30 protein-coding genes are annotated in these 26,294 nt (G+C 35.8%); 20 read left to right on the top strand and 10 right to left on the bottom strand.

What is annotated here, in order from left to right; translation table 11 throughout:
• The first annotated feature begins 86 nt into the window (after positions 1-86).
• The 8 genes from KIK00_RS10880 (at position 87) to KIK00_RS10845 (ending at position 8,857) form a co-directional block, all read left to right on the top strand.
• Positions 87-506 (top strand): DUF2147 domain-containing protein, encoded by a 420-nt coding sequence (locus KIK00_RS10880; protein ID WP_255816567.1) that lies wholly within the window; start codon positions 87-89, stop codon positions 504-506.
• A gap of 239 nt (positions 507-745) precedes the next feature.
• The gene (locus tag KIK00_RS10875; RefSeq protein WP_255816566.1) at positions 746-1,726 is read left to right on the top strand and encodes a pyruvate dehydrogenase complex E1 component subunit beta; all 981 of its coding nucleotides are present in this window, start codon (positions 746-748) and stop codon (positions 1,724-1,726) included.
• 114 nt (positions 1,727-1,840) lie between these two features.
• A complete protein-coding gene (locus KIK00_RS10870; protein WP_255816565.1) occupies positions 1,841-3,835 on the top strand; it encodes a KUP/HAK/KT family potassium transporter in 1,995 nt (664 codons plus the stop codon).
• Positions 3,836-3,900: 65 nt separating this feature from the next.
• Positions 3,901-4,374, top strand: coding sequence for a Fur family transcriptional regulator (locus tag KIK00_RS10865; RefSeq protein WP_027374694.1), 474 nt, complete (start codon positions 3,901-3,903; stop codon positions 4,372-4,374).
• Positions 4,375-4,377: 3 nt separating this feature from the next.
• Positions 4,378-6,117, top strand: coding sequence for an OstA-like protein (locus tag KIK00_RS10860; RefSeq protein ID WP_255816564.1), 1,740 nt, complete (start codon positions 4,378-4,380; stop codon positions 6,115-6,117).
• Positions 6,118-6,212: 95 nt separating this feature from the next.
• On the top strand, positions 6,213-7,388 hold the full coding sequence (locus tag KIK00_RS10855) for an aspartate aminotransferase family protein (RefSeq protein WP_255816666.1): 1,176 nt from the start codon (positions 6,213-6,215) through the stop codon (positions 7,386-7,388).
• A 188-nt stretch (positions 7,389-7,576) separates the two neighbouring features.
• Entirely contained in the window at positions 7,577-7,963 is a 387-nt protein-coding gene (locus tag KIK00_RS10850; protein ID WP_034696870.1) for an START-like domain-containing protein, read from the top strand.
• 78 nt (positions 7,964-8,041) lie between these two features.
• Positions 8,042-8,857, top strand: a complete 816-nt coding sequence (locus KIK00_RS10845; protein ID WP_255816563.1) for an aminotransferase class IV — start codon at positions 8,042-8,044, stop codon at positions 8,855-8,857.
• Between the two features lie 82 nt (positions 8,858-8,939).
• On the opposite strand, the gene KIK00_RS10840 is transcribed toward KIK00_RS10845, so the two are convergent.
• A complete protein-coding gene (locus KIK00_RS10840; RefSeq protein WP_255816562.1) occupies positions 8,940-9,521 on the bottom strand; it encodes an N-acetylmuramoyl-L-alanine amidase in 582 nt (193 codons plus the stop codon).
• A gap of 101 nt (positions 9,522-9,622) precedes the next feature.
• Positions 9,623-10,171 (bottom strand): YqgE/AlgH family protein, encoded by a 549-nt coding sequence (locus tag KIK00_RS10835; protein ID WP_047378875.1) that lies wholly within the window; start codon positions 10,169-10,171, stop codon positions 9,623-9,625.
• Between the two features lie 24 nt (positions 10,172-10,195).
• Between KIK00_RS10835 and pdxH the strand changes: the two genes are divergently transcribed.
• A complete protein-coding gene (pdxH, locus tag KIK00_RS10830) occupies positions 10,196-10,837 on the top strand; it encodes a pyridoxamine 5'-phosphate oxidase (RefSeq protein ID WP_255816561.1) in 642 nt (213 codons plus the stop codon).
• A 268-nt stretch (positions 10,838-11,105) separates the two neighbouring features.
• Here pdxH and KIK00_RS10825 read toward each other — a convergent pair whose 3' ends face one another.
• Positions 11,106-11,396 carry an HU family DNA-binding protein gene (locus KIK00_RS10825; protein ID WP_002976900.1) on the bottom strand — a complete coding sequence of 97 codons (291 nt, stop codon included), beginning with the start codon at positions 11,394-11,396 and terminating at the stop codon, positions 11,106-11,108.
• 399 nt (positions 11,397-11,795) lie between these two features.
• Here KIK00_RS10825 and panD point away from each other — a divergent pair, with 399 nt between their 5' ends.
• The 8 genes from panD (at position 11,796) to KIK00_RS10785 (ending at position 19,220) form a co-directional block, all read left to right on the top strand.
• Positions 11,796-12,146 carry an aspartate 1-decarboxylase gene (gene panD, locus KIK00_RS10820; protein WP_002976902.1) on the top strand — a complete coding sequence of 117 codons (351 nt, stop codon included), beginning with the start codon at positions 11,796-11,798 and terminating at the stop codon, positions 12,144-12,146.
• Positions 12,147-12,149: 3 nt separating this feature from the next.
• A complete protein-coding gene (locus tag KIK00_RS10815) occupies positions 12,150-13,178 on the top strand; it encodes a lysylphosphatidylglycerol synthase transmembrane domain-containing protein (protein WP_255816560.1) in 1,029 nt (342 codons plus the stop codon).
• Positions 13,179-13,355: 177 nt separating this feature from the next.
• Positions 13,356-13,931, top strand: coding sequence for a TerD family protein (locus KIK00_RS10810; RefSeq protein ID WP_103232447.1), 576 nt, complete (start codon positions 13,356-13,358; stop codon positions 13,929-13,931).
• A 29-nt stretch (positions 13,932-13,960) separates the two neighbouring features.
• Positions 13,961-14,638 (top strand): TerD family protein, encoded by a 678-nt coding sequence (locus KIK00_RS10805; RefSeq protein ID WP_255816559.1) that lies wholly within the window; start codon positions 13,961-13,963, stop codon positions 14,636-14,638.
• Positions 14,639-14,727: 89 nt separating this feature from the next.
• A complete protein-coding gene (locus tag KIK00_RS10800) occupies positions 14,728-15,366 on the top strand; it encodes a VWA domain-containing protein (RefSeq protein WP_255816558.1) in 639 nt (212 codons plus the stop codon).
• Positions 15,367-15,383: 17 nt separating this feature from the next.
• Positions 15,384-16,427 carry a TerY-C metal binding domain-containing protein gene (locus KIK00_RS10795; protein ID WP_255816557.1) on the top strand — a complete coding sequence of 348 codons (1,044 nt, stop codon included), beginning with the start codon at positions 15,384-15,386 and terminating at the stop codon, positions 16,425-16,427.
• A 50-nt stretch (positions 16,428-16,477) separates the two neighbouring features.
• Positions 16,478-17,704: a PP2C family serine/threonine-protein phosphatase gene (locus tag KIK00_RS10790; protein WP_255816556.1), complete on the top strand. Its 1,227-nt coding sequence runs from the start codon at positions 16,478-16,480 to the stop codon at positions 17,702-17,704.
• A 4-nt stretch (positions 17,705-17,708) separates the two neighbouring features.
• The gene (locus tag KIK00_RS10785; RefSeq protein WP_255816555.1) at positions 17,709-19,220 is read left to right on the top strand and encodes a helix-hairpin-helix domain-containing protein; all 1,512 of its coding nucleotides are present in this window, start codon (positions 17,709-17,711) and stop codon (positions 19,218-19,220) included.
• A gap of 157 nt (positions 19,221-19,377) precedes the next feature.
• Here KIK00_RS10785 and KIK00_RS10780 read toward each other — a convergent pair whose 3' ends face one another.
• From KIK00_RS10780 to KIK00_RS10750, 7 genes are all read right to left on the bottom strand, one after another.
• Entirely contained in the window at positions 19,378-19,818 is a 441-nt protein-coding gene (locus tag KIK00_RS10780; protein WP_255816554.1) for an N-acetyltransferase, read from the bottom strand.
• Positions 19,819-19,843: 25 nt separating this feature from the next.
• Positions 19,844-20,365, bottom strand: a complete 522-nt coding sequence (locus KIK00_RS10775; RefSeq protein ID WP_255816553.1) for a 3'-5' exoribonuclease domain-containing protein — start codon at positions 20,363-20,365, stop codon at positions 19,844-19,846.
• A 213-nt stretch (positions 20,366-20,578) separates the two neighbouring features.
• Complete coding sequence (gene tyrS, locus KIK00_RS10770) at positions 20,579-21,778, bottom strand: tyrosine--tRNA ligase (RefSeq protein WP_255816552.1); 1,200 nt, start codon at positions 21,776-21,778, stop codon at positions 20,579-20,581.
• Positions 21,779-22,258: 480 nt separating this feature from the next.
• Positions 22,259-22,849: an NAD(P)H-dependent oxidoreductase gene (locus KIK00_RS10765; protein WP_255816551.1), complete on the bottom strand. Its 591-nt coding sequence runs from the start codon at positions 22,847-22,849 to the stop codon at positions 22,259-22,261.
• Positions 22,850-22,924: 75 nt separating this feature from the next.
• Entirely contained in the window at positions 22,925-23,743 is an 819-nt protein-coding gene (locus KIK00_RS10760; RefSeq protein ID WP_255816550.1) for an AraC family transcriptional regulator, read from the bottom strand.
• 10 nt (positions 23,744-23,753) lie between these two features.
• Positions 23,754-24,251, bottom strand: a complete 498-nt coding sequence (locus KIK00_RS10755; RefSeq protein ID WP_255816549.1) for a GNAT family N-acetyltransferase — start codon at positions 24,249-24,251, stop codon at positions 23,754-23,756.
• On the bottom strand, positions 24,229-24,849 hold the full coding sequence (locus KIK00_RS10750) for a TetR/AcrR family transcriptional regulator (RefSeq protein WP_255816548.1): 621 nt from the start codon (positions 24,847-24,849) through the stop codon (positions 24,229-24,231). The genes KIK00_RS10755 and KIK00_RS10750 overlap by 23 nt, the downstream gene beginning before the upstream one ends.
• 99 nt (positions 24,850-24,948) lie before the next feature.
• Between KIK00_RS10750 and KIK00_RS10745 the strand changes: the two genes are divergently transcribed.
• The 3 genes from KIK00_RS10745 (at position 24,949) to KIK00_RS10735 (ending at position 26,252) form a co-directional block, all read left to right on the top strand.
• Complete coding sequence (locus KIK00_RS10745) at positions 24,949-25,083, top strand: hypothetical protein (protein WP_255816547.1); 135 nt, start codon at positions 24,949-24,951, stop codon at positions 25,081-25,083.
• Complete coding sequence (locus KIK00_RS10740) at positions 25,083-25,442, top strand: hypothetical protein (RefSeq protein WP_255816546.1); 360 nt, start codon at positions 25,083-25,085, stop codon at positions 25,440-25,442. The genes KIK00_RS10745 and KIK00_RS10740 overlap by 1 nt, the downstream gene beginning before the upstream one ends.
• A 234-nt stretch (positions 25,443-25,676) precedes the next feature.
• Positions 25,677-26,252, top strand: coding sequence for a Crp/Fnr family transcriptional regulator (locus KIK00_RS10735; protein WP_255816545.1), 576 nt, complete (start codon positions 25,677-25,679; stop codon positions 26,250-26,252).
• Positions 26,253-26,294 lie beyond the last annotated feature (42 nt).

Genomic DNA, 26,294 nt, shown 5'->3' with positions numbered 1-26,294 from the left:
AAAAGTTTTTGTTTGTTGAAAATTAATTTATATTTTTATCAATACGTAGATAAGAATATTATATTAAAATTAAAACTATAAGAAATATGAAAAAAATATTGTTAACGTTTGCGCTTTCTCTATGTGGGGTACTCACATTTGCACAAATAGAAGGTAAGTGGAAAACGATAGATGATGAGACAAAACAGGCAAAATCTATTGTTGAAGTGTACAAAAAATCAGATGGGAAGTATTATGGAAAAGTTTCTCAGTTATTGATAAAACCAGCTGATCCAAACTGTACATCTTGTAAAGATGACAGAAAAGGGAAACCCATTTTAGGATTAGAGATCATCAGAGGATTGAAAAAAGACGGTGATGAGTTCACAGGAGGAACAATTACTGATCCTAAAACAGGAAAAACTTATAAATGTACCATTACAAGAAGCGGTGATAAACTGAACGTAAGAGGTTACTTAGGATTATCTTTATTAGGAAGAACCCAGGTTTGGGAGAAAGCTAATTAATATAAGTTTAAATAGAATTTTAGATGGCATTTCAGAAATGAGATGTCATTTTTTGTGGGCAAAAGAATTATTGTGAATTTCTTAGTAGCTTTAGAAAAACTGCAAATAAAAGAGCTATTACAAAGAAAAGCCGGTTTAAATAAAATTAATATTAAAGCTTTCCATTCAAATGAGATGGCTTTTTATTATGTGTATAATAAAAAAACACTATTTTTGTAGTCTAAATTTTTCAAGAAAATATGGCAGAATATACTTTTCGTGAGGTAATTGCACAGGCAATGAGCGAGGAAATGCGTAAAGACGAATCCATCTATCTGATGGGTGAGGAAGTTGCAGAATATAATGGTGCATATAAAGCTTCAAAAGGAATGCTGGATGAATTTGGTCCGAAAAGAGTAATCGATACACCGATTGCAGAACTTGGATTTACTGGAATCTCTGTGGGAGCGGCAATGAATGGTAACAGACCCATCGTAGAATTTATGACATTCAATTTCTCATTGGTAGGAATTGATCAGATTATCAATAATGCAGCAAAAATCCGCCAGATGAGTGGTGGACAGTGGAATTGTCCAATCGTTTTCCGCGGACCTACTGCTTCTGCAGGACAATTAGGGGCTACTCACTCTCAGGCTTTTGAAGGTTGGTTCGCCAACTGCCCGGGACTTAAAGTGGTAGTACCTTCTAATCCATACGATGCAAAAGGACTTTTGAAAACTGCAATCCAGGATAATGACCCGGTTATTTTCATGGAATCTGAGCAGATGTACGGAGATAAAATGGAAATTCCTGAAGAAGAATACTACTTGCCAATAGGAAAAGCAGATATCAAGAGAGCAGGTACAGACGTTACTTTGGTTTCTTTCGGAAAGATCATGAAGCTGGCTTTACAGGCTGCTGAAGATATGGCTAAAGAAGGAATCTCTGTAGAGGTTATTGACCTTAGAACAGTTCGTCCTCTTGATTTTGATACCGTTTTAGAATCTGTAAAGAAAACAAATAGATTGGTTATTTTGGAAGAAGCTTGGCCATTTGGTTCAATATCTTCAGAAATTACTTATATGGTACAGCAAAAAGCATTTGATTATTTAGATGCTCCTATCAAGAGAATTACAACTCCTGATGCACCTGCACCATACTCTGCAGCATTATTTGCAGAATGGTTCCCTAAGCTTGAAAAAGTAAAAGAGGAAATCAAAAAAGCGATGTACGTAAAATAGTTATAGAGAAAAACTTCCGAAAGGAAGTTTTTTCATTTATTATATTCATGAAGAAAAATTCTTGACGTCATAAAATTAGTATAAATTTGCGCCTTTAAAATAAATTAAGCTGATATGGCAGAAGTTACAGAAGATGGTTACCACTTCGACATAAAGAAACTTTCCTTTATTGGAGTTTTAGTGTCTCTAGGAATTGTTTTTGGAGATATTGGTACCTCTCCGCTTTACGTAATGAAAGCAATTGTGAATGCGAGATCCCAAGGGAGCAATATGCCTTTCAACGAATACATAGAGGGTGCTCTTTCATGTATTATTTGGACGCTTACCCTGCAGACCACAATAAAATATGTGATCATTGCTTTAAGAGCAGATAATAAAGGTGAAGGAGGTATTCTTGCTTTGTTTTCATTAGTAAGAAACCTTAAGAAAGGATGGTTGTATCTCATTGCTATTGTAGGGGCTGCCGCACTTATTGCAGACGGGGTAATTACGCCATCGCTTACCGTAATGTCGGCCATTGAAGGTCTTGAAATTTATAACCCCCACACTCCTGTCGTACCTATCACAATTGGAATTCTGATTGTTATTTTTGTAGTACAACAATTTGGGACCAGCTTTATTGGTAAGTTTTTTGGCCCTGTAATGGTTGTTTGGTTTCTTGTATTAGGTGGTTTGGGAGTAATGCACTTGAGCGAAAATTTTGAGATTTTAAGATCTTTCAATCCTTACTATGCTTACAAACTTATTGTCAACTCACCAAGTGCAATCGTTATTTTAGGTGCAGTTTTCCTTTGTACAACAGGAGCAGAAGCGCTTTATTCAGACTTGGGACACTGCGGTGCAAAAAATATCAGAGTAAGCTGGGGATTTGTTAAAGTTATGCTTATTCTAAACTATCTTGGACAGGGAGCATGGCTTTTGACTAATTACAACAAACCTGGATTTTCTGTAGTAAACCCGTTCTTTGGGATTATGGAAGAATGGATGATCATCCCGGGAGTAATTTTAGCAACAGCAGCAGCAATTATTGCCAGCCAGGCTTTGATTACAGGTTCTTTCACCATATTTTCAGAAGCAATGTCTCTTAACTTATGGCCGAATCAAAAAATTGATTATCCTTCCGGAGTTAAAGGACAGATGTATATTCCAAGAATCAACTGGGGACTTCTTATTCTGTGTATTATTGTTGTGCTGCATTTCAGGGAATCCGGAAAAATGGAAGCCGCTTATGGACTTTCCATTACAGTTACGATGCTGATGACAACAATCCTGCTGGTGTTCTGGTTATTAAAACAAAGAGTAAGCAAAATATTGATTTTATTTTTCGCATTTGTTTATATGGCTATTGAACTAGGCTTCTTCAGTGCCAATATTATCAAATTCCTGGAAGGAGGATGGATTACAGTTGTTTTAGCTGGTTCTATCGGACTTTCTATGTATGCATGGTATAACGGGCGATTGATCAAAACAAGATTTATCCAGTTTGTAAAAATAGAAAAATATGTGTCTATCCTTAAAGACATGAAACTGGATGAAACTATTCCGAAATATGCTACAAACCTGGCTTACCTGAGCAGAGCAAAAAGAAATGATGAAGTAGAATCAAAAATCATCTATTCCATCATCAAAAAGCAACCGAAAAGAGCAGATCATTACTTTATCCTGAGCATTGTAAACCAGGAAGATCCATATACTTTTAAATATACAGTAGACGAAATTCTTCCGGGAACAGTATATAAAATTAACTTCCTTTTAGGATTTAAAGTTGACCGAAGAATCAATGATTACTTCAATATGGTCCTTAAAGATTTAATGGCCGATGGAACCATTCCTTCAAGAAGCAGCCATCCTTCTTTAAGATCTCATGAGATACCGCCGGATCTTAAATATGTAATCATAGATAACACCTATATCAACGATATCCTTTTAACTGTTAAACAAAAGATTATTCTTAACATTTACAACTTTGTGAAGTATATCGGAAGCGATGACTTTAAGGCTTGGGGAGTATCTTCTCATAACGTTGAAGTAGAATCTGCGCCGATCACAGAATTAACAGTTTACGATAATAAGATAGAGCAGTCCGGATATTTCCGCCACAACTCGTAACCTACTAGTATTAACTATAATATCTATTTAAATAAAATTCAATAAATTTGTAGATAATTTTTTTAATGGATACAGTACAAAAAGAAAAGAATATAGCTTTGATAAAGGATGTTTTGAGAAACTACTTATTAGAAAAAGGGTTCAGAAACACACCTGAAAGATATACGATATTGGAAGAGATTTATAATATGGATCATCACTTCAACGTTGATGATCTGTATCTTCTGATGATGCAGAAAAAATATCATGTTTCCAAAGCAACCATTTACAACACTATTGAAATTTTCCTTGATGCAGGTTTGATCCGTAAGCATCAGTTTGGAGAAAAGACATTGACCTCTTCATCTTATGAGAAGTCTTATTTTGACAAACAGCATGACCACCTGGTGATCTACAAAAAAGACTCTGATAAAGAGATTGAAGAAATTATTGAATTCTGTGACCCAAGAATCCAAGGAATCAAAGAAGCCATTGAAGAAGCATTTGGCGTAAAAATTGATTCTCATTCGCTATATTTTTATGGCACTAAGAATGACTAATTAATGAGAATAATCCTTTTTCTGTTAATCTTTATTTCTACGCTAAGCCTTGCGCAGGATAAAACTCCTGTGAAGAGAGATCCCTATTTGCAGGCTCCTTCACCGGCTCAGCCCAAACAGGTGAGACCTGAGGATAAAGTAAAGATCATCCATGCGGACGAGATCAAGAAAAACCCTGAAAAATATGACGGGAATCAATATTTTACCGGAAATGTTCAGATTGAACATCAAGGCTCTATTCTTACAGCAGATGAAGTAGTTTTGTATAATGAAGAAAACTTTGTAAAAGCAATAGGCAATACAAGACTTCAAAATACAGATGGCTCTGTAATCACTGCAGGAGAAATGGAATATGATGCCAATACCCAGAAAGGTGTTGCCAGAAAAAATGTAGTCTTAACCGATCCCAAACAAACGATAAAAACAGATATTCTGTATTATGACAGACTGGCTAATCAGGCTTATTTTAATACAGGAGGAACAATCTCTGATGGCCAGAATGTAACCTATGCGAAAGTAGGAACATATTTTCTCAATACAAGAGTTGTAGATCTTACAGGAAATGTAAAAATTGAAACTCCACAATATACCATTGAAGGACCCAATATCAAACAGAATCAGAACACAAAAATTGCTGATTTCTTAGGTCCTACAACCATTACCAGCAAAACCAATCCCAGAAACAGAATCTACACAGAAAAAGGAACTTATAAAATGGATTCAAAGGAGGCTTATTTAACCAAAAACTCCAGAATCTTTTATAATGAAAAAATCCTTACCGGTGATGATATGTACTATAATCAGATTACAGGATTCGGTAAAGCAACAGGAAATGTAACCCTTGATGATCCAAAGGAAAGAAGATATATAAAAGGTGGCTACGGAGAGATCTTTGAGAAAAAAGACTCTGCAATGATGACGAAAAATCCTTATGCAGTAAAAGTGATGGAAAAAGATTCCATCTATTTTGCATCAGAAAAAATTATCTCTTATCAAAGACCGGATTCACTGGATATAAAAGTGAAGAAAAGCTATTTAAGAGCCTTTAAAAAAGCTCGTATTTATAAATCCAATGCACAGGGAAGAGCAGATTCCATTGCCTTCAATGAAACAGACGGAGTCATGCATATGTATACCAACCCGATTCTTTGGAGCGGCGAAAAACAGGTAACCGGCGATAAAGTAGAAGCTTATTTCAATACCAAAACAGAAGATATTGACTCATTAAAAGTTATTGGAAATGCTTTTGCTATTAGCAAAGTGGACTCCCTGAACCTGAAAGATGAATTCAATCAGGTGAAAGGAAAATTCATGACGGTTTACTATGAGAAAAATGATATTAAAGAAGCAAGAGTTGTTGGAAATGCCCAGTCTATTGTCTATGTAGATGATACCGATCAGGAGACCAAAAAACCGGAAAGAATAGGAATTACCCTTTCTACCTGCGGAATTATCGGAGCATTGTTTGAAGAAAGAGCCCTGCAGATTATTTCATGCAGTATTGGAGCCAATTCAGATACCTATCCGATGAGTAAAATCGAACCTTCAAGAAGAAAATTCCCTGATTTTAACTGGAATACCAAAGACCGGATCCGAAAATGGCAGGATATTCTTGTAGACACTCCGAATAACGAGGAAATACAATACACAGCTGATAGCGAACTCTTCGATAAAGCTCAGAAAGCTATAGACGACGAAAAAGCAAAAGAAGAAGCTAAAAAGCCTAAACGAACAAGAAAATAATATAAAAGACCAGTACTCGCTGGTCTTTTTTGTGGATTAATTTTAACGTTTAATGAATCTTTTATAGCTTTGCTGAAATTTTGGAGACAATGGAAATGCAAAAAGATTTTTTTATATATCAGGCTCAAACCACAAAATTTGCTGCAGGTTTTGAAGTTGAAAAAGCGGAAGGAAGCTATATTTACGGTAAAGACGGGAAAAAATATCTTGACTTTGTAGCAGGAGTTTCTGCCAATACACTGGGACATTCGCATCCTAAGGTTGTGAATGCGATCAAAGAACAGGCTGATAAGTACCTTCACGTAATGGTGTATGGTGAATATGCACAGGAGAAGCCCATCGCCTTGTGCAGGCTGCTTGCAGAAGCTACTCCGGAGCCTTTAGAAGTTACCTATCTTGTGAACAGCGGTGCTGAGGCTATTGATGGAAGTTTGAAGCTGGCAAAACGATATACAGGAAGAGAAGAAATTGTTTCCTTTAAAGACTCTTACCACGGGAATACGCATGGTGCTTTGAGTGTTTCAGGAAATGAAACCCATAAAAGAGAATTCCGTCCTTTATTGCCGATGGTTTCTTTCATTGAATTTAATAATGAAAAAGACTTCGATAAAATCACAGAGAAAACAGCTTGTGTGATCCTTGAAACCATCCAGGGAGCAGCAGGATTCCTGGTCCCTGATAAGGACTATCTGATCAAACTGAAAAGAAGATGTGAAGAAGTGGGAGCACTTTTGATTTTAGATGAAATTCAGCCTGGATTTGGGAGAACAGGGAAATTATTCTCTTTCGAACACTTTGGAATTGTTCCGGATATCCTGGTGATGGGTAAAGGAATGGGAGGAGGAGTTCCTGTAGGAGCTTTTATGAGTTCCAGAGAAATTATGGAAAGTTTATCACATTCACCAAAGCTGGGGCATATTACTACTTTCGGCGGAAATCCATTGATTGCTGCTGCAAGTTACGCTACTTTAAAGGAAGTGCTGGACAGCGGGCTGATGAATAATGTGGAAGAAAAAGAAAAACTGTTCAGAGAACTTTTAGTTCATCCTAAAATTAAAAATATCAATGGCAAAGGTTTAATGCTTGCTGTAAATCTAGGAACTCCTGAATATACGCTGGAAGTGGCAAAAAAATGTATGGAAAAAGGGCTTGTTGTTTTCTGGCAGCTATACAGAAATGAGTACCTGAGAATCTCCCCACCCCTTACATTATCTAAGGAAGAAATAAGAGAAGGATGTCAGATTATTCTTGATATACTGAACGAAAATTAAAGATAAAATCTCTCTGAAAAAGAGAGATTTTTTTATGCTTCACATGGCAATTTTAGTCATTAAAAATTAAATGAATAAGGATTCAAATCCTGTGATAAATATCATACTGATTCTTTAAAAAAGTAATTGTTTTTTTGCGTAATAAAAAAATTAATTTATATATTGCGGGACGATAAAACAAAGATTATATGGCGAAACATAAAGTCCATTACGAATTTCCAATGCACTGTTTATCAGAGATTTTGTATGAATATCTGGCGACTGCGGAGGGATTGTCTGAATGGTTTGCGGATGAGGTAACAGAGAAAGGCGATGATTTCTTTTTTAGCTGGGGTGGAGGACCTGCTGAGAAGGCCACTTTGATCAGATATAAGCCTGAAGGTTTCGTGCGTTTCAGATGGGAAGAAGATGAAGGAACAAAAAATTTCTTTGAAATGACTATCACAATTGATGATATTACAGAAGATCTGGCTTTAAATATTACAGACTTTTGTGAAGAAGGTGATGAAGAGGAAAATGCAATGTATTGGGAAAATCTTATTGAGAACCTGAGAATAAAATTAGGTGCGGCATAATACCGGGCTATATTAAATGATAAAACTGATGAACGATTTATCGTTCATTATTTTTTTGTAAATAAATCACATCAAAAATTGGAAAATCAATATTTTACATCAGACGAGTTAAATGTAAAGAACAGAGCCTTCCTTTGGGGCGACTCAGTAAAAGTTTCTTTCTTTGTAAGAAATGGTGGATTGATCATGGACGAAGAATGCTATTTTTTCTTGATGGCTTCCATGAGAAAGATGAGAATGAATATCCCTCTGACTTACACCCTGGAGTTTTTCCAGACACTTTTTCAAAAAGAAATTATTGAAGGTAAAGGAGTAAAGAACGGAATTATCAATTTCCAGGTGTTCAGGAATACTGACAGCATAACATTGGCAAAATCTTCTGTTTCCTATTTTTACGAAGTTTCAGAAATGGCAGATGTGCTGGCAGTTCATCAAAGACCTTTAGAATTGGATTTGATTAAAGAAATTAACGTTAATAATAACCTTTTGAGCAATATCAGGGTTCACTGTCCGGAAAATATCTATGGAGCGATCTATGCTCAGGAAAATGACCTTGATGACGTTATTCTTCTGAATCCAAACAAAAGAATAGCACGTACTACAGCAGGAAATCTTCTTTTTTTAGAAGGTGACATTATTAAAGTGCCAAAGCAGACTGAAGGGGCTTACATTTCTCCTTTGATGGAAAATTTTGTTACTTTTTTACATAAAAATAACCTTGCTGATATTCAGGAACACGAGATTATCGCATTTGAATCTCAGAAAGCTGAAGAGATTTTAATGATTTCTGAAGAGAAAGGTATATTTTCTGTAGGTAAAATAAGAAATAAGACTTTTGAAAACTCCCGTTTCACAGAATTGGTAGAAAGCTGGAAGAAAAGTTTTAATCAATAAAATTGACAAACCCGGTAAACAACAAAGTTCCAGAAGTCCTTTACCGGGTTTTATTCTGAGTAAATCAGAATTTGTTTTTTATTTAGTATTCGTTGATGATTTCAACAAATTTCTGTGCGATTTCTTTCTGCCCTTTTTCACTTGTTATATAATTCCTGTTTTCAGAATTATTGATGAACCCAAGTTCTACCAATACGGCAGGTGCTTTAGTTTCTCTTAAAATATGAAGATTGCTCTCAGATATTTTACGGGCATTGAATTTTTTGTAAATTTTTCCGGCTAATTCCTTTGAAACATCAGAATTCTGAACATATACCTCAAATCCGTTATCAGCTCTCTCTTTTTCAGGAGAATTATTTACATGAAGGGAAATGACCATTTCAGGGTTCAGTTTATTAATTTGATTCGTTCTCTCGGAAAGAGTAGGATAAATGTCAGAATCTCTGGTTAAAATAATCTCATACTTATCCTGATTTTCATTGATCTTCTGTATTTCCTTTGCAACGCTTAATGCAATATTTTTCTCAAGAACTTCACCATGGGTAGCCCCAAAATCATTTCCACCATGACCGGCATCTATGACAATGTATTTTTTGTTAATTGGGCTAAATGATAAAAATGCGGTAGAAAATATTGATAAAGCAAGTAATGTAATACCTTTCATATCAGTGATTTTAGTTTTTCAAAGAACGGAAAAACTTTCTTTAAAATTGGTTAAAGGAATCTTAAAGTTTGTTAATTGTCTGATTTACATGAAAATGATACTTAATTCAGCGAAATGTCCTCAGGTGAATTGGCCCAAAGAAGAAATTCTCCCCCAAGGTTCTGCATAATAGATTTCCAAAGAGTCTGATCATTTGGAAGCGTATAATCAAGATTATAAACATCCACTACCGTCCACATTTTTCTTTGAACTTCAGTATCAAGCTGGCCTGGAGACCATCCGGAATAACCTGAAAATATTTTGATATTCTCAATATCCAGTTCGCTGCTCAAAACAGCATTTATAATACGTTCAATATCTTCTGTAAGATAGTATTCATCTGTGATGTCTGTATAGATCTCAGTAACCCTTTTACCTTTTACAATAAAAAATACTTTGTCGTTTTCTACAGGACCTCCATCATACACTTCAATTTTAAAGTCAAAAAAATCTTTGAACTTGCTGCTCATCTGGCTGTTCTTTTTATTCAGTATCAGGCCAAATGCACCACTTTCATTATGTTCAATAACCAACACTACCGATCTTGAAAAAATATCGCCGGAAATGTCAGGTGTCGAGATTAATATTTTACCTTTGTATGAGTGATTCATACTCAAATTTAATAAAAAATATTTATGGAAAACCTGCACGACAAAAGAAAAGTGTACGAGAAATCCCAACTTATTGAAAGTGAGATAAAACAAAATCCAATTGAGCAGTTTAGAGACTGGTTTTTGGAGGCCAGTGAGAACCCGATGATCTCAGAATCCAATGCTATGGCTGTTTCCACAGTAGAGGAAGACGGATGTCCGAGAACAAGAATGGTCCTACTTAAGGCATATACCCATGAAGGATTTATTTTTTATACCAACTATAACAGCCGAAAAGGAAAAGCAATAGAAAGCAATCATAAAGCATGCCTGCATTTCTTCTGGCCCAATCTTGAAAGACAGATTATCATCAAAGCAGATCTTGAAAAACTGGCAGAAAACTTAAGTGATGGTTATTTCCATTCAAGACCGAAAGGAAGTCAGCTGGGAGCGGTAGTTTCTCCACAGAGCCAAGTGATTCCCAACAGAGAGTTTTTAGAGGGGAAATTAAAAGAACTGGAAAAGGAATATGAAAATACTGAGGTTCCAAGACCTTCCAATTGGGGTGGATATCTGGCAAGACCTTATGAAATTGAATTCTGGCAGGGAAGACCCAACCGTCTTCATGACAGGATTATTTATCAGCTTGAAGATCTTGATTGGAAAATTTCAAGACTGGCTCCATAATGAGAGTTTAGAAGCCAGAAGCTAGATGTTAGTGGTGATGTTTTTTTAAAATATGATACTGGTATCCTGAAAATATAAACTTGGTAAATATCATAGAAGCGGACTTTAGTCCGCTTATTTTATTATGTGCAATGATAGGGCTTTAGTCAAAACTTAATAAATCTTAACCGCTTAAAACTTCCTCATTAACGGTTTAATTTCTATCATTATTTCAAATAAAAAAAGCTGTTTCTAAGAAACAGCCCTTGAATTTTTTTAATCTGAATGATTATTTTTTCTTAGCACCTGAAACTGCATTTGATAAATCAGCTCCAGCTTTAAATTTAGCAACTTTTTTAGCAGCGATCTTGATCGGTTTTTTAGTTGCAGGGTTAATCCCTTGTCTAGCAGCTCTCTCAGCTACTGAGAAAGTACCGAAACCTACTAAAGACACTTTTCCGTCTTTTTTCTTTAAAGTAGTAGTTACGTTACCAATGAAAGATTCTAAAGCAGCTTTTGCTGCAACTTTAGTGATACCTGCATCTTTAGCGATTGCGTCGATTAATTCAGACTTGTTCATAATTTTTAATATTAAAGTTAGTTCGTAATTATAGCAAATATAATACTATTTTCTAATTGTGCAATTTTTTTATTAAAACTTGTAAAATTTTTTTGCTTTTAAGCTAAATTGGTTAAAATATGATAATTCCACTTTTCACAGAAAATCTACGTTACGCGTTACTAAAATCATGCCAAATGCTTATGTTTATTGACTTTAGCAAAAAGTTAATATTATTTTTTGTATTTATTAAATCCTAAATTAAGTGTAAACATTTAATTTTTTTAACCATATGATTATTAAATTTATAAGCAATTCTCAAAATCTTTGTATTTTATAAAATTAAACACCTGTGTTTGTGGGAGTTTTAAAATGATACTAAAGACCTGTTTTATTAATTTTTATTAATAAATTTGCATCATGCTAATAGAAGTTTTCAAGTCTAAGATTCATAGGGTGAGAGTAACAGCCTCTGACCTTAATTATATAGGAAGTATAACAATAGATGAAGATCTTATTGAGGCTGCCGGTCTGGTAGTAGGAGAAAGGGTCTATATTGTGAATGTGAACAACGGAGAACGTTTTGATACGTACGTTATCAAAGGAAAAAGAAAATCCGGAGAAGTATGTCTGAACGGGCCTGCAGCAAGAAAAGTACAGAAAGATGATATCATCATTATTATTGCTTATGCACAGATGACCCCGGAAGAGGCTAAAGACTTTCAGCCGAAGATCGTTTTCCCGGATGAAAAAACAAATCTTCTTACATAATACATGGAGAAAACATCAAAAAGTCCCGTAAAATCAATATTAACAATAGTAATATCGCTTGCTTTTGCAGGCTTTTTTTTATGGCTTGCCTTAAGAGGGCTTGATTTTAAAGTAATTCAGAAGTCACTGGCGAAAGCGAATTATTTATGGGTGCTGTTTGCATCCGTATTTGGCCTTCTTGCTTATTGGTTTAGGGCTATTCGCTGGAACCTGATGCTGGAACCCATGGGATACAAAATTTCAAATTCCAATTCCCTTTGGTCAATATCATTCGGATATCTGATGAACCTTACCATTCCGAGAAGTGGGGAAGTGGCAAGAGCTACGGCTCTGTATGGAGTAGAAAAAGTACCTGTAGACAAATCTTTTGGAACTATCATTTTGGAAAGAGTGGTAGACCTTATATGTATGCTCGGTTTTTTAGGATTGACTTTGTTGTTTAAATATGATGCAATTCTGTCATTCTATAAAAATTCCGGAATAAATATGAATCCTAATAAGATTTTATTAGTCCTTTCAATTCTGATTGCAGGAACAGTTTTATTTTTTGTATTCAAAAAGAAACTTTCACGAATTCCGTTTTTAGGAAAAATTGTCAACTTTATTGATGGAATTTTTCAGGGGATAACTTCCATCTTTAAATTAAAAGAGAAAGGAAAATTCATCTTTTATACACTGGGAATCTGGATTTGTTATTATTTAGCTGCTTATCTGGTTTGCTTTGCACTTCCTGAAACATCTGCATTTACCTTTGCAGACGGCTTCTTCATTATTGTTGTGGGAACATTGGGAATGATAATTCCCGCCAGTGGAGGTATCGGAGCTTATAACCTTGCTATGAAGTATGGTTTCATGGCTCTCTTTATTTCAGTAGGAAAAAGTGCTGATTTCGGAGGTGAAATGGGGCTTACCTATTCCTTTATTTCTTTACCGCTGCAGATTGTTATTATGCTGGTGATGGGGTTGATTTCCATTCCTATGCTGGCAAAAGCAAGAAATGCTGCCGTATCGGATAAGGAGTTTGAAAATTAATTTAATACTCTTTTTACAATACAGGGCCCAATTTTTTAATTGGGCCTTTTTTTTATGGTGATTTGTGACTTAAATAGCTTTAATCGGGCTCTATAGATCATTTTTTCCTAAATAAATTTGGTCAATTCATAAATCACTTCTATCTTAATGCGAAAAATAATCATAATATAAAACACTATGGCAATTAATCTACAGAAAGGACAAAAGATCGAGATAGGATTGACTAAAATGACGATTGGATTAGGCTGGGATCCTAATGAAGGAACCGGTTACGATTTTGACCTGGATGCTTCTGCAATCATGATTGATTCTGACAGAAAATTAGTAAGTGAAGAATACTTTGTTTTTTACAATAACCTGAATTCTCCGGACGGAGCTCTTACCCATACAGGAGATGATCCCAGTGGTAAAAACAGTGATGGTGACGATGATGAAGCAATCGTAATAGATCTGGATAAAGTAGATTCAAGAGTGGAAGAGATTCTTTTCGTAGTAACCATAGAAGATTTTGAAAGAAGAAGACAGAATTTCGGACAGGTAAGAAACTCTTATATCAGAGTTGTGGATAATCATTCAAACCAGGAAATTGCAAAATATGAGCTGGATGAAGATTTCTCCATTGAAACAGGGGTAGAGTTTGGAAGGCTGTACAAAAGAAATGGAAGCTGGAAGTTTGAAGCCTCAGGAATAGGGTACAGAGCAGATCTGGGCTTTTTTCTAGAGAAATACTATAAAGGACAAATCATCAAATAAAAACATCCAAATACACAAAAACGATAACTATGGCAATTAATTTACAGAAAGGACAAACGATTGATTTAAGAAAGAATGATCGCGGAGAAAGCGTCTATGATCTTTCAAAAGTAACCATTGGCTTAGGATGGGATGTAAGAAAACAAGGGAGTGGATTCTTTGGAAAACTCTTCAGTAAAGAAGCCGAATATGACCTTGATGCAGTGGCTTTCCTCTTGGATGGTAACGGAAAAGTAGCCAATCTTGGAAGAACGGTACAGACCAATGACGGAAGACAGATGGGGCTATATCAGGGAGATGTGGTTTTCTTCAATTCTATGCAGCATCCAAGCGGAAATGTATGGCTTACAGGTGATAACAGAACCGGAGCCGGAGATGGGGATGATGAGCAGATCATTGTAAAATTGGATCAGCTGGATCAAAGTTACCAGAAAATTGTATTCCTTGTTACCATTTATCAGGGAAAAACTAATAACCAGCATTTCGGAATGATCGAAAATGCATTTATCCGGGCTGTGGATGCTTCAGGAAAAGAAATTACAAAATACAGCCTTTCTGGCGATTCAAGTATGAACGGAATGTGTGCAATGGTTTTTGCAGAAGCATACCGTCATAACGGAGACTGGAAATTCCGTGCTGTGGGTGAGCCGCATCATACAGATAACTTTATAGATATTCTGAGACAGCAGTACGCTTATTCCAATTAGATTCTCAAATTTTATCAAACCAAAATAAAAGCCGGCGGAGGAAGTCTTCGACTTCCTCCGCCGGCTTCAGAATTAATATTTGTCATATAATGAGCAGGAGATTATTAGCTTATTTTTTATTAGATACCTCAGGTTCTATGAACGGTGAGCCCATTCAGGCACTGAATAATGGATTCAACGGATTGATCAGTATGCTTCGTGCAGATCCGCAGGCGATGGACAGTCTGCATCTAAGCGTCATTACCTTCGATAGAGAAGTTAAAAATATTATTCCTTTAACAGATCTGGCCAGTTTTTATCCCATGGAAATTACCTGTCCGGACAGTGGCCCAACACATACAGGAGCTGCATTGGAAATGGTTTCCGGATTGGTACAAAAAGAAATAGTAAAAGAATCAGCTGAAGCAAAAGGAGACTGGCAGCCATTACTTTTTATATTTACAGATGGAAAACCTTCAGATATCCAGAAGTACAGACAGATGATTCCTGTGATCAGGGGATTGGAGTTTGGTGCTATCGTAGGGTGCGCAGCAGGTCCGAAAGCTGATGAACAGTTTTTGAAGGAACTGACAGATCATGTGGTAAAACTTGATACTACAGACGCTATTACCCTTTCTTCCTTTTTCAAATGGGTGAGTTCTTCCATCACACAGGGAGGACATTCACAAAATACGGGAGAAAATATCACACTGCCTCCGCCGCCATCGGAGCTTAATATTATTATTTAAAAAATTGTCTTTACAACATGAGAAGACTGCCTATTTATTTTTTAGTAGACATCTCCGAATCTATGGTTGGAGAACCTATTGAGCAGGTACAGGAAGGTATCGCCAATATTATCAGGGAATTAAAAAAAGATCCGTATTCACTTGAAACCGTATATATTTCCGTGATAGGTTTTGCAGGAGAAGCAGAAGTGATTACTCCATTGCAGGATATTATCAGCTTTTATCCGCCTAAAATTCCAATCGGGAGCGGGACATCACTTTCCCAGGGTTTGATCAAAGTAATGGATTGTATCGACAGGGATATTGTGAAAACAACCTATGAAAGAAAAGGAGACTGGAAACCTATTGTTTTTCTGTTTACAGACGGAGTTCCCACTGATGATGCCACGAAAGCCATTGAGAGATGGAATAATAAGTACAGTGGGAAACCTAATACAATTGCCGTATCTATTGGTGAAAATACAAACTACAAACTTCTCGGCTCATTAGCCGATAATGTATTGCTGTTTAATAACTCTGATGAGAATTCCTATAAAGAATTTTTCAAATGGGTAACAGATTCTATTAAAACAACCAGCCAGAGTGTAACGGAAGCCAAAAAAGAAGGAATCAACCTTTCTAAGATTGATTCCCTTATTCTTGAAAAAGTAGACCCTGAGATGGAACAGAGATTCCCGGACAACAATTTTGTAGTATTGAACGGGAAATGCCAGGAAACGGAAAAGCTTTATCTGATGAAATTTAAAAAAGCATTTGCCGAATCAAGCATACCGGGAATGGCTACAAGATATTACAGACTGGACGGGGCTTATAAAATTGATGAACAAGCGTACTACAGACTTTCCTCAAATCAGAAAACCCACCTTAAAATTAATATAGAAGAACTGGACGGTGGAACTTCATGTCCTCACTGTGCCAATCCCATTGCATTAGCTACCTGTTCCTGCGGCGGTATTCACTGCCTGAGAGGAGAAGGATACAGCAAATGCCCATGGTGTGGAACTTCAGATTATTATGGGTTTTCCGGGGGTGGATTTGATATTAACAGAACCTTGGGATAACGATGGGGAAGTTTTTTCGGAAATCAGTCTCTGAATTTAAGCCAAAGACGATGGAACAAGCTGCTATTTATAGAGAAAAAGAAGAGTTCAAAGATGCTCATTGGCTATTGAAGAATGCCAGTGCAAAGCAGTTCTATGAATTCAGCCTTGACATGGAAGATTTTCCGAACATAAAAATTCAGAGTATCAGAAACCTGGAAGAAACAGGTCTTACTTTTGAAAATGGAAAGATTTCAGGAACTCCGGTTACCAACAATATCCATCATTTGGATGTTCAGTTTTATCACATTCATGATCGGAATCAAATTGAAACTAAAAAAATACAGCTCTTTGTAAACGCAGATCCGAAAGATTTATGGAAAAATATTCCAAGCGATAGAAATGCTGCTTTTTATAAGTCGGAAGAAGATTCATACAAAGGTTCTTTTTCAGATAAAAAAATTGTTGTTGCTTCCAAAAGAGGACGTTCTCATGCTCATGAAGGCAAATTCCGTGAAGATGATTTTGCCGTGAATAACCTTCCCAAAGACTGGAATATTGTCTCTGTTTCAGATGGAGCCGGCTCAGCAGTGGCTGCAAGAGAAGGTTCAAGATTGGCTACAGTAACAATCAATCAGTTTTTCAATTCGCAGGAGATTTTAAGCAGAATTGAAAATAATATCAACTGGATGTATAATGCTGATGCTTCCATTGAAGAACATTCAGAAGCAGAACAAAATATTAAAAATATTTTATTAGAAAGTGTTGCAGAAGTTTATCAGACATTAGAAAAAGCTGCAGCAGAAAATACTCTGTCCGTAACTGATCTGCATGCTACACTGATTTTTACATTACTTAAAAAATTCAGTTTCGGATATGTGATTCTTAGTTTTGGAGTGGGAGATTGCCCTATTAATCTCATTAATCCTGATTTTTCTGAAGTGAAACTTTTAAATCGGATGGATGTAGGAGAATTTAGCGGAGGTACCCGTTTTATCACTATGAAAGAAATTTTCAACGATCAGATGAGTTCCCGTTTCCAAATTACCTCTGTGGATGATTTTTCCTATCTTGTGCTGATGACGGATGGTATTTATGATCCTAAATTCATTACAGAAAATAAACTGGAAGATACTGAAAGCTGGAAATTACTTTTTGAAGACCTTGCCGGAAATAATGATGACCGGACGAAAGCAGATTTTATCAACGATGAAAAAATTGATGAAGAACTTTTAATTTGGAGCGATTTCTGGAGCAGGGGAAATCACGATGACCGTACATTGGCAATAATCTATTAATACCATGAAAAAGATCATTAAGGTTGTTTCTGTTCTGGACACAGCCAAATCCTATGAATATGTAGATGAAAACCCTATTCGGGGTGGCGTGAAAGATGTTTATTTTTCTCCCGATAAAGAGTATGTGGTGGCTTTTTACCGGAGTCCGCTGGATGAAGGACAGAAAGAAAGAATCATGAGAATTGTTTCCACCTATTTGCAGAGTATACAGAATGGAAATACTTCAGAATACTTTCTGAACGAAATATTCAGATGGCCTTATGATATTGTTGAAAGAAATAAACTCACAGGAATTGTAGTTCCTGTTTATCACAATAAATTTTATTTTGCCAAAGGATATATTGGCTCAGATAATATCCAGGGACAGGATAAAGTGGGGAAATGGTTTACAGCTCCTATGTTCCGAAATCAGCAATATCCGCTGAGACTGGATCAGTCAGAACTGGGAGACTGGCTGAGCTATTTTCAGATTGCAGTCAATATCAGCAGAGGAGTGAAAAAACTGCATCAGATGGGGTTGGCGCATTCCGATTTATCATATAACAATATTCTGGTAGATCCCGTAACGAAATCTGCATGCATTATTGATATTGACGGTCTTGTCGTTCCCAAACTCTTTCCGCCGGAAGTAATAGGAACAGCAGACTTTATTGCGCCTGAAGTGTTGAAAACAAAACACCTTAGCCTTCAGGATCCGGGCAGGCATTTACCCAATCAAAAAACAGATCTTCACGCTCTTGCTGTTCTGATTTATATGTATCTGCTAAGAAGACATCCGCTGCGTGGGGGAAAAATCTGGGATCTGGATTCCGAAAAAGATGAAATTCTGTCTATGGGAGAAAAAGCGATGTTTGTGGAAAACCCGGAAAATCCATCCAATCATGTAAAAGCAGATCATTTAAGAAAATGGGATGCATTCTGGGGAGATCCTCAAAAGATTCCATATACCATAACCGGACCCTATATTTCAGATCTTTTCAGAAAAACCTTTATAGATGGATTGCATGATCCTATCAGACGTCCCACAGCCAATGAATGGGAAGCAGCTCTGTTGAAAACCGTAGATCTTATACAACCTTGCCACAATTCCAATTGTACCGAAAAATGGTATGTCTTTGATAATACAAGCAGTCCAAAATGCCCTTTCTGCGGAACACCACATCAGGGGACATTACCTGTTTTAGACTTATATTTTAAATTTGATGATGAGGTATGGAAACCAGAAAATCACAGATTGATGGTTTATCATAATCAATACTTATTCAAATGGCATGTTTCCAGGAAAGTGATACGCAATGAAAATCTGACGATGCAGGATAAAATGCCTGTAGGGTATTTTACATTCCACCAGGGAAAGTGGGTATTGGTGAACCAAGGCTTATCAGGAATGAAAGATGTCACAGAACAAAAAGAAATTCCACCCGGTTCTATGGTAGAACTCACGGATGGTAAAAAAATACTGTTATCTGCAGAAGAAGGCGGAAGACTAATCTATGTGACTATGGCGAATCAGTAAACGGTCATTGCGAACGTAGTGAAGCAATCTCAGATTTTTCAGATCTCGCGGATGATTGTGATTATTTGTGCTCGCTTATTTTGTGATATCTGTGTTTAAATCAAAAAATAAATATAGATGCCAATGGCGCTTTAGCCAAAACTTAAATGATTTCAAATTACTGCCTTTCCGTTTCCATAAAATAAGAATACTGATCTTCATCCACGATTCTGAAACCCAGACTTTTATAAAGATGTTGTGCTTTATTGGTTTTTAAAACACTTAATGATACCGTTTTTCCTGCTAATGAAGCTTCCTCCAGAATATCAGACAAAATCTTTTTTCCAAGTCCTTTACCTTGCTGGCCGGGATCAATCTGAAGCTGCAGGACTTCAATGTTGGTAAACGTTCTGTCTAGCTTTAACAGTCCGATGGGTTGATTGTCTAAAAAAATAATATTGGCTTTTTCAAACTGATACAGAACTCTTTGCAGGGTTGTTTCCCTGTCAGTAGAAAGTCCTGAAGTTTCATAATGAGGATTCATGGTTTTCATTCTAAGATCGAGAAGAAAATCAATATCAGTTGCATCAGCTTTTTTGTAGTGCAGGTTAAGATTCATATTCAAAAATAAAAAATTAGAGTTTCTATTTTAATGCAATTTTCAGTCCCATTTCTTCTTTCATGTACAATAAAACCTCTGCATTTCCTAGGGCATCGTCTATAGGATTGTGGGTGTGTTCAGTCTTGCGGAGATGCTTCCATTGGGCAAAAGTATCTTTTTCCAGTCCGCAGTAAAGATCAGAAAGCCTTCTGGAAGAAAAGCCAAAAGGATTCCGTCCGATAAAATGATGAAAATACCAGCAGATAAACATCCAGTCGAAACCATTATTATCACTGATAAAAATAGGTCTGCCTTTGGAATTGGTCTTAATCCAGTCTTCAAAGGAAAGCATTACTTCCTCGGGATCATCAAATTTCATTGTTTCTTCCCTGCTGAAACCGGAAACTGCTAAAGCATCAGGATTGAATTTCTCTGAAACAGGTTTTAATTTTCCATAAAAAGTGGTGTCCAGTTCCTCTGTGACGAGTACTGCCCCGAAACAGACCATTGAAAAATCGCCGGGAATCGGGCCATCCGACTCTATGTCAACCATGATGTAGCTCATTGGAAATAGTTTTTAAGAGAACGAATATATTGAAATAAGCTGAATCATGAGTAGTGTTGAAGGCTGGAAGAATGAGGTTGGAAGTTGTTTTTGTATTGTAAAGAACTTTTACTTTTTTGATTCAACAAATGCTTTCAAAAATATTCCCATCAAAAAATTTCATCATTTCATCATCTTACAAAACTTCCATCCCCCAGCTCTCATCTTCCAGCTTTATATTAGCTCAAAGAAGCCTCTTTTCCCTATTTTTATTTTAGTTTGGGGGATTAGCTCAATTTCTTCATTTGAGTCCGTTATTTTGTTGGTATTGATTTGAATTCCTCCATTTTCAATTAACCTTCGGACTGCCGATTTACTGAGGTCACTTTTAAGCTGATGACAAAGTTCCACAAGGGATACTTTGTTTTGGATGCTCTTCAAAGAACCTATAGAAATAGGCTCATACACTTTCTTTTCAAAATTTTTATTCTGAAACTGATTGATAAAGAATTGTTCCGCATTTTCTGCTGAAGCTGCATCATGGTATTGGCTAATGATATTTTTGGCAATGATTTTTTTAATATTCATAGGATTTTCGTCTTCTGCCATTCTTGAAACAAGAATCGTTTTTTCTTCTATTGAAAAATCTGTGGTTAAGTTGATAAATTCTTCAATCAACGTATCCGGAATAGACATAGTTTTGCCAAACATTTCATTAGGCTCGTCCGTAAGTCCGATAATATTGTTCAGAGATTTACTCATTTTTTCTTTTCCGTCAAGGCCTCTTAGCAATGGCATACACATGACGATCTGTGCAGGCATTCCATGTACCTCCTGAAGCTGTCTTCCCATTGTACAGTTGAAAAGCTGATCTGTGCCGCCCATTTCGATATCACATTCAATTTTTACAGAATCAAACCCCTGAAGAATGGGGTACACAAGCTCATGCATGGCTATAGGAGTGTTTTCTGTAAATCTTTTATTAAAATCATTGCGGTGCATCAATTGAGCAACGGTAACTTTTGATAACAGTTGGATAACCTCTGAAAAGTCAAGTGCATCCAGCCAGTCAGAATTGAAAACAATCTTTGTTTTCTGAACATCAATCACTTTGGATAACTGGTTGATATAAGTCTGGGCATTATGCTGTACATCTTCAGCACTTAAAGGTTTTCGGGCTTTATTTTTTCCTGTAGGATCGCCAATTCTTGCCGTAAAGCTTCCTACCACTATAATGATCTGATGTCCCAGATCCTGAAATTGTTTCAGCTTTTTTAACACAACTGCATGTCCCAGATGCAGATCTGGAGCTGTTGGGTCAAATCCCAGTTTGATGGTGAGTTTTCTGTTTTCTTCTTTAGCTTGGACAAGTTTTTCCTCCAAGCCGTTTTCAGGCAGGATGATAGCTGCATTTTCTTGTAATAAATGAATCATGTTGAATAGTTTTAAAAATGAAAAGCCCGGACAGGTACTGTCCGGGCTCTATATATACGTTAGATTATTTTATTGAATTACAGATATAGAAAGTCTTCCCGAACGATAGCTCGGAGTGTAATATTCACTGAAGAATGGAAGACGTAATATACTGTTCAGATGTTTCATTGTAATGTAAATATACAGGGATTTCCTGAGAATCCAATATTTAAACCATTAAGACGCATTGCAGGGTTATAACAAGATCTGTTTTTAAGAAAAAACTTAACCATCCATCAATCTTAATGGCTTAAAATAATGGTTCAAAACAATTTTACTTGCGATTTTTGAAGCTAATTTCATGCCATAAATCCCTTAAAAGCAAAATACAGGATAAAGATGTAAAAACTATATTTTACAATTTTCTTTGTCAGCTTATAGGTGTTGATTGATAATGTGTTAATGGTCTGTTTATCAGTGTTTGTTTTCATTAATTGTTATTTAATAGTTAAGGACATGCTCAGAGTATAAGTTTTTAATTTGATCTTTCCAGATCTCAAAATCTTCGGAAGTAGCTTTATCTGCCTTATCAAAAAATAAATGTTTGATGATTTCCAGCCCGGAGTAGATAAAAATTCCGTTATCAGAGGTTAAAGTGAGTGCTTTATCCATCCCTGTTTTTTCATATTCTTCATGAGATTTTCCATGAGTGTTGATAATCACGGTCTTTTTATCTTTCAGAAGTCCTTTTTGTATACCCTGATCATAACGGTAAGCAAAACCATAACTGAAAACGCGGTCTATGTACCCTTTCATCATAGCAGGAAGCCCCGTCCACCAGATAGGATAAATGAAAGTGATCTGTTCTGCCCATGAAATATATTCCTGTTCAATTTTTACATCCTCAGATACTTTTCCCATGCGTTGCCCCTGCATATCAGTCAAAGAAAATACAGGATCAAAACTAATTTTATAAAGATTTCTCACTATGACCTCCTGATCATGGGACTGAAGTGTTTCAACAACAGTACTTAAAAGGTGATGATTTAAACTGTTTTCATTAGGGTGTGCGTAAATTATTAAATGTCTCATTGTCTTGATTGTTAAGATTAATGAGACAAAAGTAGTTTGGTATACTTTTCAAAAATTGTAAGAAAACGAAATGATCTATTTGGACTTTGGATTGCAGATGTCCTGCTGGAATTTTAAATACTGAGCAGGCGAAATGTTGATAAAATGTTTGAAATCATGAATAAGCTGGCTTTGATCATAATAACCGCACTCATCAATGATGCTAAACCATTTCACTTTACGCTGCTTTCCGGTTTCCTTTTCAATGATTTTTATTGCTTTTAAAAAGCGGTTGTAGCGGGTAAGTTCTTTCAGAGAATATCCAAATTGCTCTTTCTGTTTGCGCTGAATGTTTCTTTCCGTCTGTTGGGTTTGCTCTGCAATTACTTTAACAGGATTTAAAAGACCGTTATCAAAACTACTTAAAAGCTGGCCCGTGATATCCCGGTCTTGCAGATATGGTTTGCAGAAATCAAGGATATAATTCACCTGTTCTACGGTTGAATCTAATTGTGTAAGCTGATACCAAAGATCTGTAAAACAATTTTCCTCCAGCAGTTCGTCAGGATGTCTTACCGACTGTTCAATGGATATTTTTCCAAAAAATCTGAAGAATGCATCATCTTTAAAATTTGCTACAAGAATAGAACAGCCTGCCGGAAGTGTATATTCAAAAGATTGTCTCGCCGGACCAAATACCGTACATTTATCAACACTAATGATTGTTTTTTCCCGTGTAGACATCGTGGCACTTTTTCCAAAACAGAATAACAAAATAGTCTGATAAGTGGGTAAAAGGGTTTTGGTAACTGATGTTTCAGAAGTATTTTCAGCAAAATAAAAATGAGTAAATACATTTTCAAATTCCTGAGGAACTGAAATTCTAAACTCATTATATTCCGGTTGTAATTCCATTATTCAGAAATTAAGAGATGAGGTTTTTTGTCATTTTATAATTGGTAAGCATAATTTCTTTTACCTTGACAGTCTGTTCCTGAACAACTTGAAAGCCCTTTTTTTCAAAAAAGGTTCTGGCAGTTTTGCTTACATCCGCTGTGAGCAGTTTCTCATGTTGCTGAAGAGCTTCTTTTTCAATTGCATTATAAAGCGCAGATGCAATACCTTTATGCTGATGATCTTTATGTACAAAAAGCAGATCAATATAATTTCCTTCATCGAGAGTGCAAAAACCCACGATCTGATTTCCACCTTCAGCAATTAAAACATATTGACTGCTAATCACATTTATCCATCTCTCTTCATTCTTTGCACCGGATTTCCATGCTTCGAGCTGTTGGGAATTATAGTCTTTTTTACATACCTCATCTATAGTAGCTGTAAAAAGCTCCAGCATTTCAGGGAGATCTTTCCTTATCCCTTTTCTGATGGTAATACTTTGACTATTGGATATAATGTTTTTCATAAAGTTTTTGCTGTTCTTTATTGAGAAGCGGATAAAAAAGATTCATCTGAAGAAGCGTATAATGCTGTATTGCTTCTTTGGGACTGAGTTTTAAGATAAGTCTATTGTGGGTAAGCCAGTTGTCTGCAATAATGAAAATTTGTTCAGTAAGGCATTCTACGATAAAATGAGGAACGTCTTTCTGAAAAATATTACTCTTTTGAAGGTCTGAAAAGATGAGCTGAAATTCCTCTTTTCTACTGAAATTGATCCCTTCATACCTGGATTCTATTTCAGGAATCTGATTGAGTATATCTACAAAATTAATAAATACAAAACGATAAGAATAAAAGATTTCACAGGTAGAATAAGTAAACTGATAAAGATCATCCAGTGTTTTATTCTCCATTTTTTTCATGTGGTTCAGCAGTTCATCCATTTTCAGGGTAAGTTCTGAGAAAAGGATTTTAATAATGTCTTCAGAGTGGGTGAAATGATAATGCAGATTGCCCGCACTGATGCTGAGTTCAGCCGCAATATGCCTTGTGGTAATATTGTTATACCCTTTTTCATTAAATAACTCCAGTGCTTTGGACAGAATTTTATCCTTGGTCTTCATACCTCAAAGATAAGAATATAAGAGTGGATATAAATCATACATTCAAAATTAGAACAATTGTTCTAATTTAATATATTTGCAATATAAAATTATATGGAAATGGAAGGTAAGCAAAAATTCAATTATGAATCAGTAGAAAGCACAGAAAAAGAAAATAAAACAGATAATCAGGAAGTTATATCAAAAATACTGCAGGTAATTCTTGGAGTAATAATGGCAGTACTTCACATGTGATGAAAATAAGAATTTCATATTGGTTTCTGCTGGGACTGGCAGCCTGGGGAGTGATAGTTTTACTGAGACAACACGGAATTTATATTCCCGTTATCAATGATTATTTTGCAGATAGTATTACCGTCCCTATGTATTGTTATCTAATAGAATTTACGATGAATGCTATCTTAGGCTATCAATGGAAACCAGATTTGAAATTTGTATTGACATCAGTACTTTATCTGTGTTTTCTGTTTGAGGTTCTTTGTCCGAAACTATCTGTATACTTTACCGGAGATTTTTTTGATGTGCTGGCTTATTTTGTTGGAGGAATGATATATTATTTTGTTACAGTAAGGAATTTGGTTGTAAATAAATAAAAAGCCAACAGGTCACATCGTAAAGGAGACTGCTGGCTGTGGTATAGTTTTTATCCTGATTCAATAATGCTTACTAATCTCAGTTACTGTTTTCTCAACAGCTTTCTTTCGATTATGTATACAAGACAACTATTGAATCCGGAATGTTACATGAACAGATGAATATTTTTTAAACTAATAAATTTTAAAGTTTTCTTTTGGTAGCTTTGTAAAAGACTCAAAATTTTTACTTCGATGCATGACAAGCTTTTACAATACATCCGATCAGACCATAACTTTACCAGTGAAGAAACAGAAGCTGTCCAACAATATTTTGAGCCGGTGGTGTTTTCAAAAAACACTGTGATAGAAAAAGCAGGGAAGGTTCCTCATTATCTTTACTATATTGTTTCAGGCTATCTCAGACTTTTTTATAATGACCAGAACGGCAGTGAGATTACCACTCATATCAATTGTCCACCTGGATTTTTTACTTCATATTCAGATTTTATTAATGGTACAGTTTCTGAAAATAATGTGGAATGCATCACAGACGCTGAACTTTTGAGAATTTCAAAAGAAAACCTGGATTACCTCACTGCCAAAAGTCAGGCAATGAAAGATTTTAGTATTTCAGTTTTTCAACAATCAATTGCTTACAATGAGAACCGTTCGAGAGAATTGTCAGCTTTGAATGCCGAACAGCGCTACCTGAAACTCATGAAAGAATATCCGGAAATTATTCAGAATGTTCCTATTCAGTATATTGCTTCATTTTTAGGAATGAAACCTGAAAGTCTGAGCAGAATTCGGAGAAAAATAATTAACTAACAAAAGTCAAGTGGTTCCGGTTCTGGGAAGATGAACTTTGCA

Origin of the sequence: Chryseobacterium sp. MA9 (assembly GCF_024399315.1) — a bacterium.
In the GTDB taxonomy this organism is placed as follows: Bacteria; Bacteroidota; Bacteroidia; order Flavobacteriales; family Weeksellaceae; genus Chryseobacterium.
This window is presented reverse-complemented; position numbering and strand designations above follow the sequence as displayed.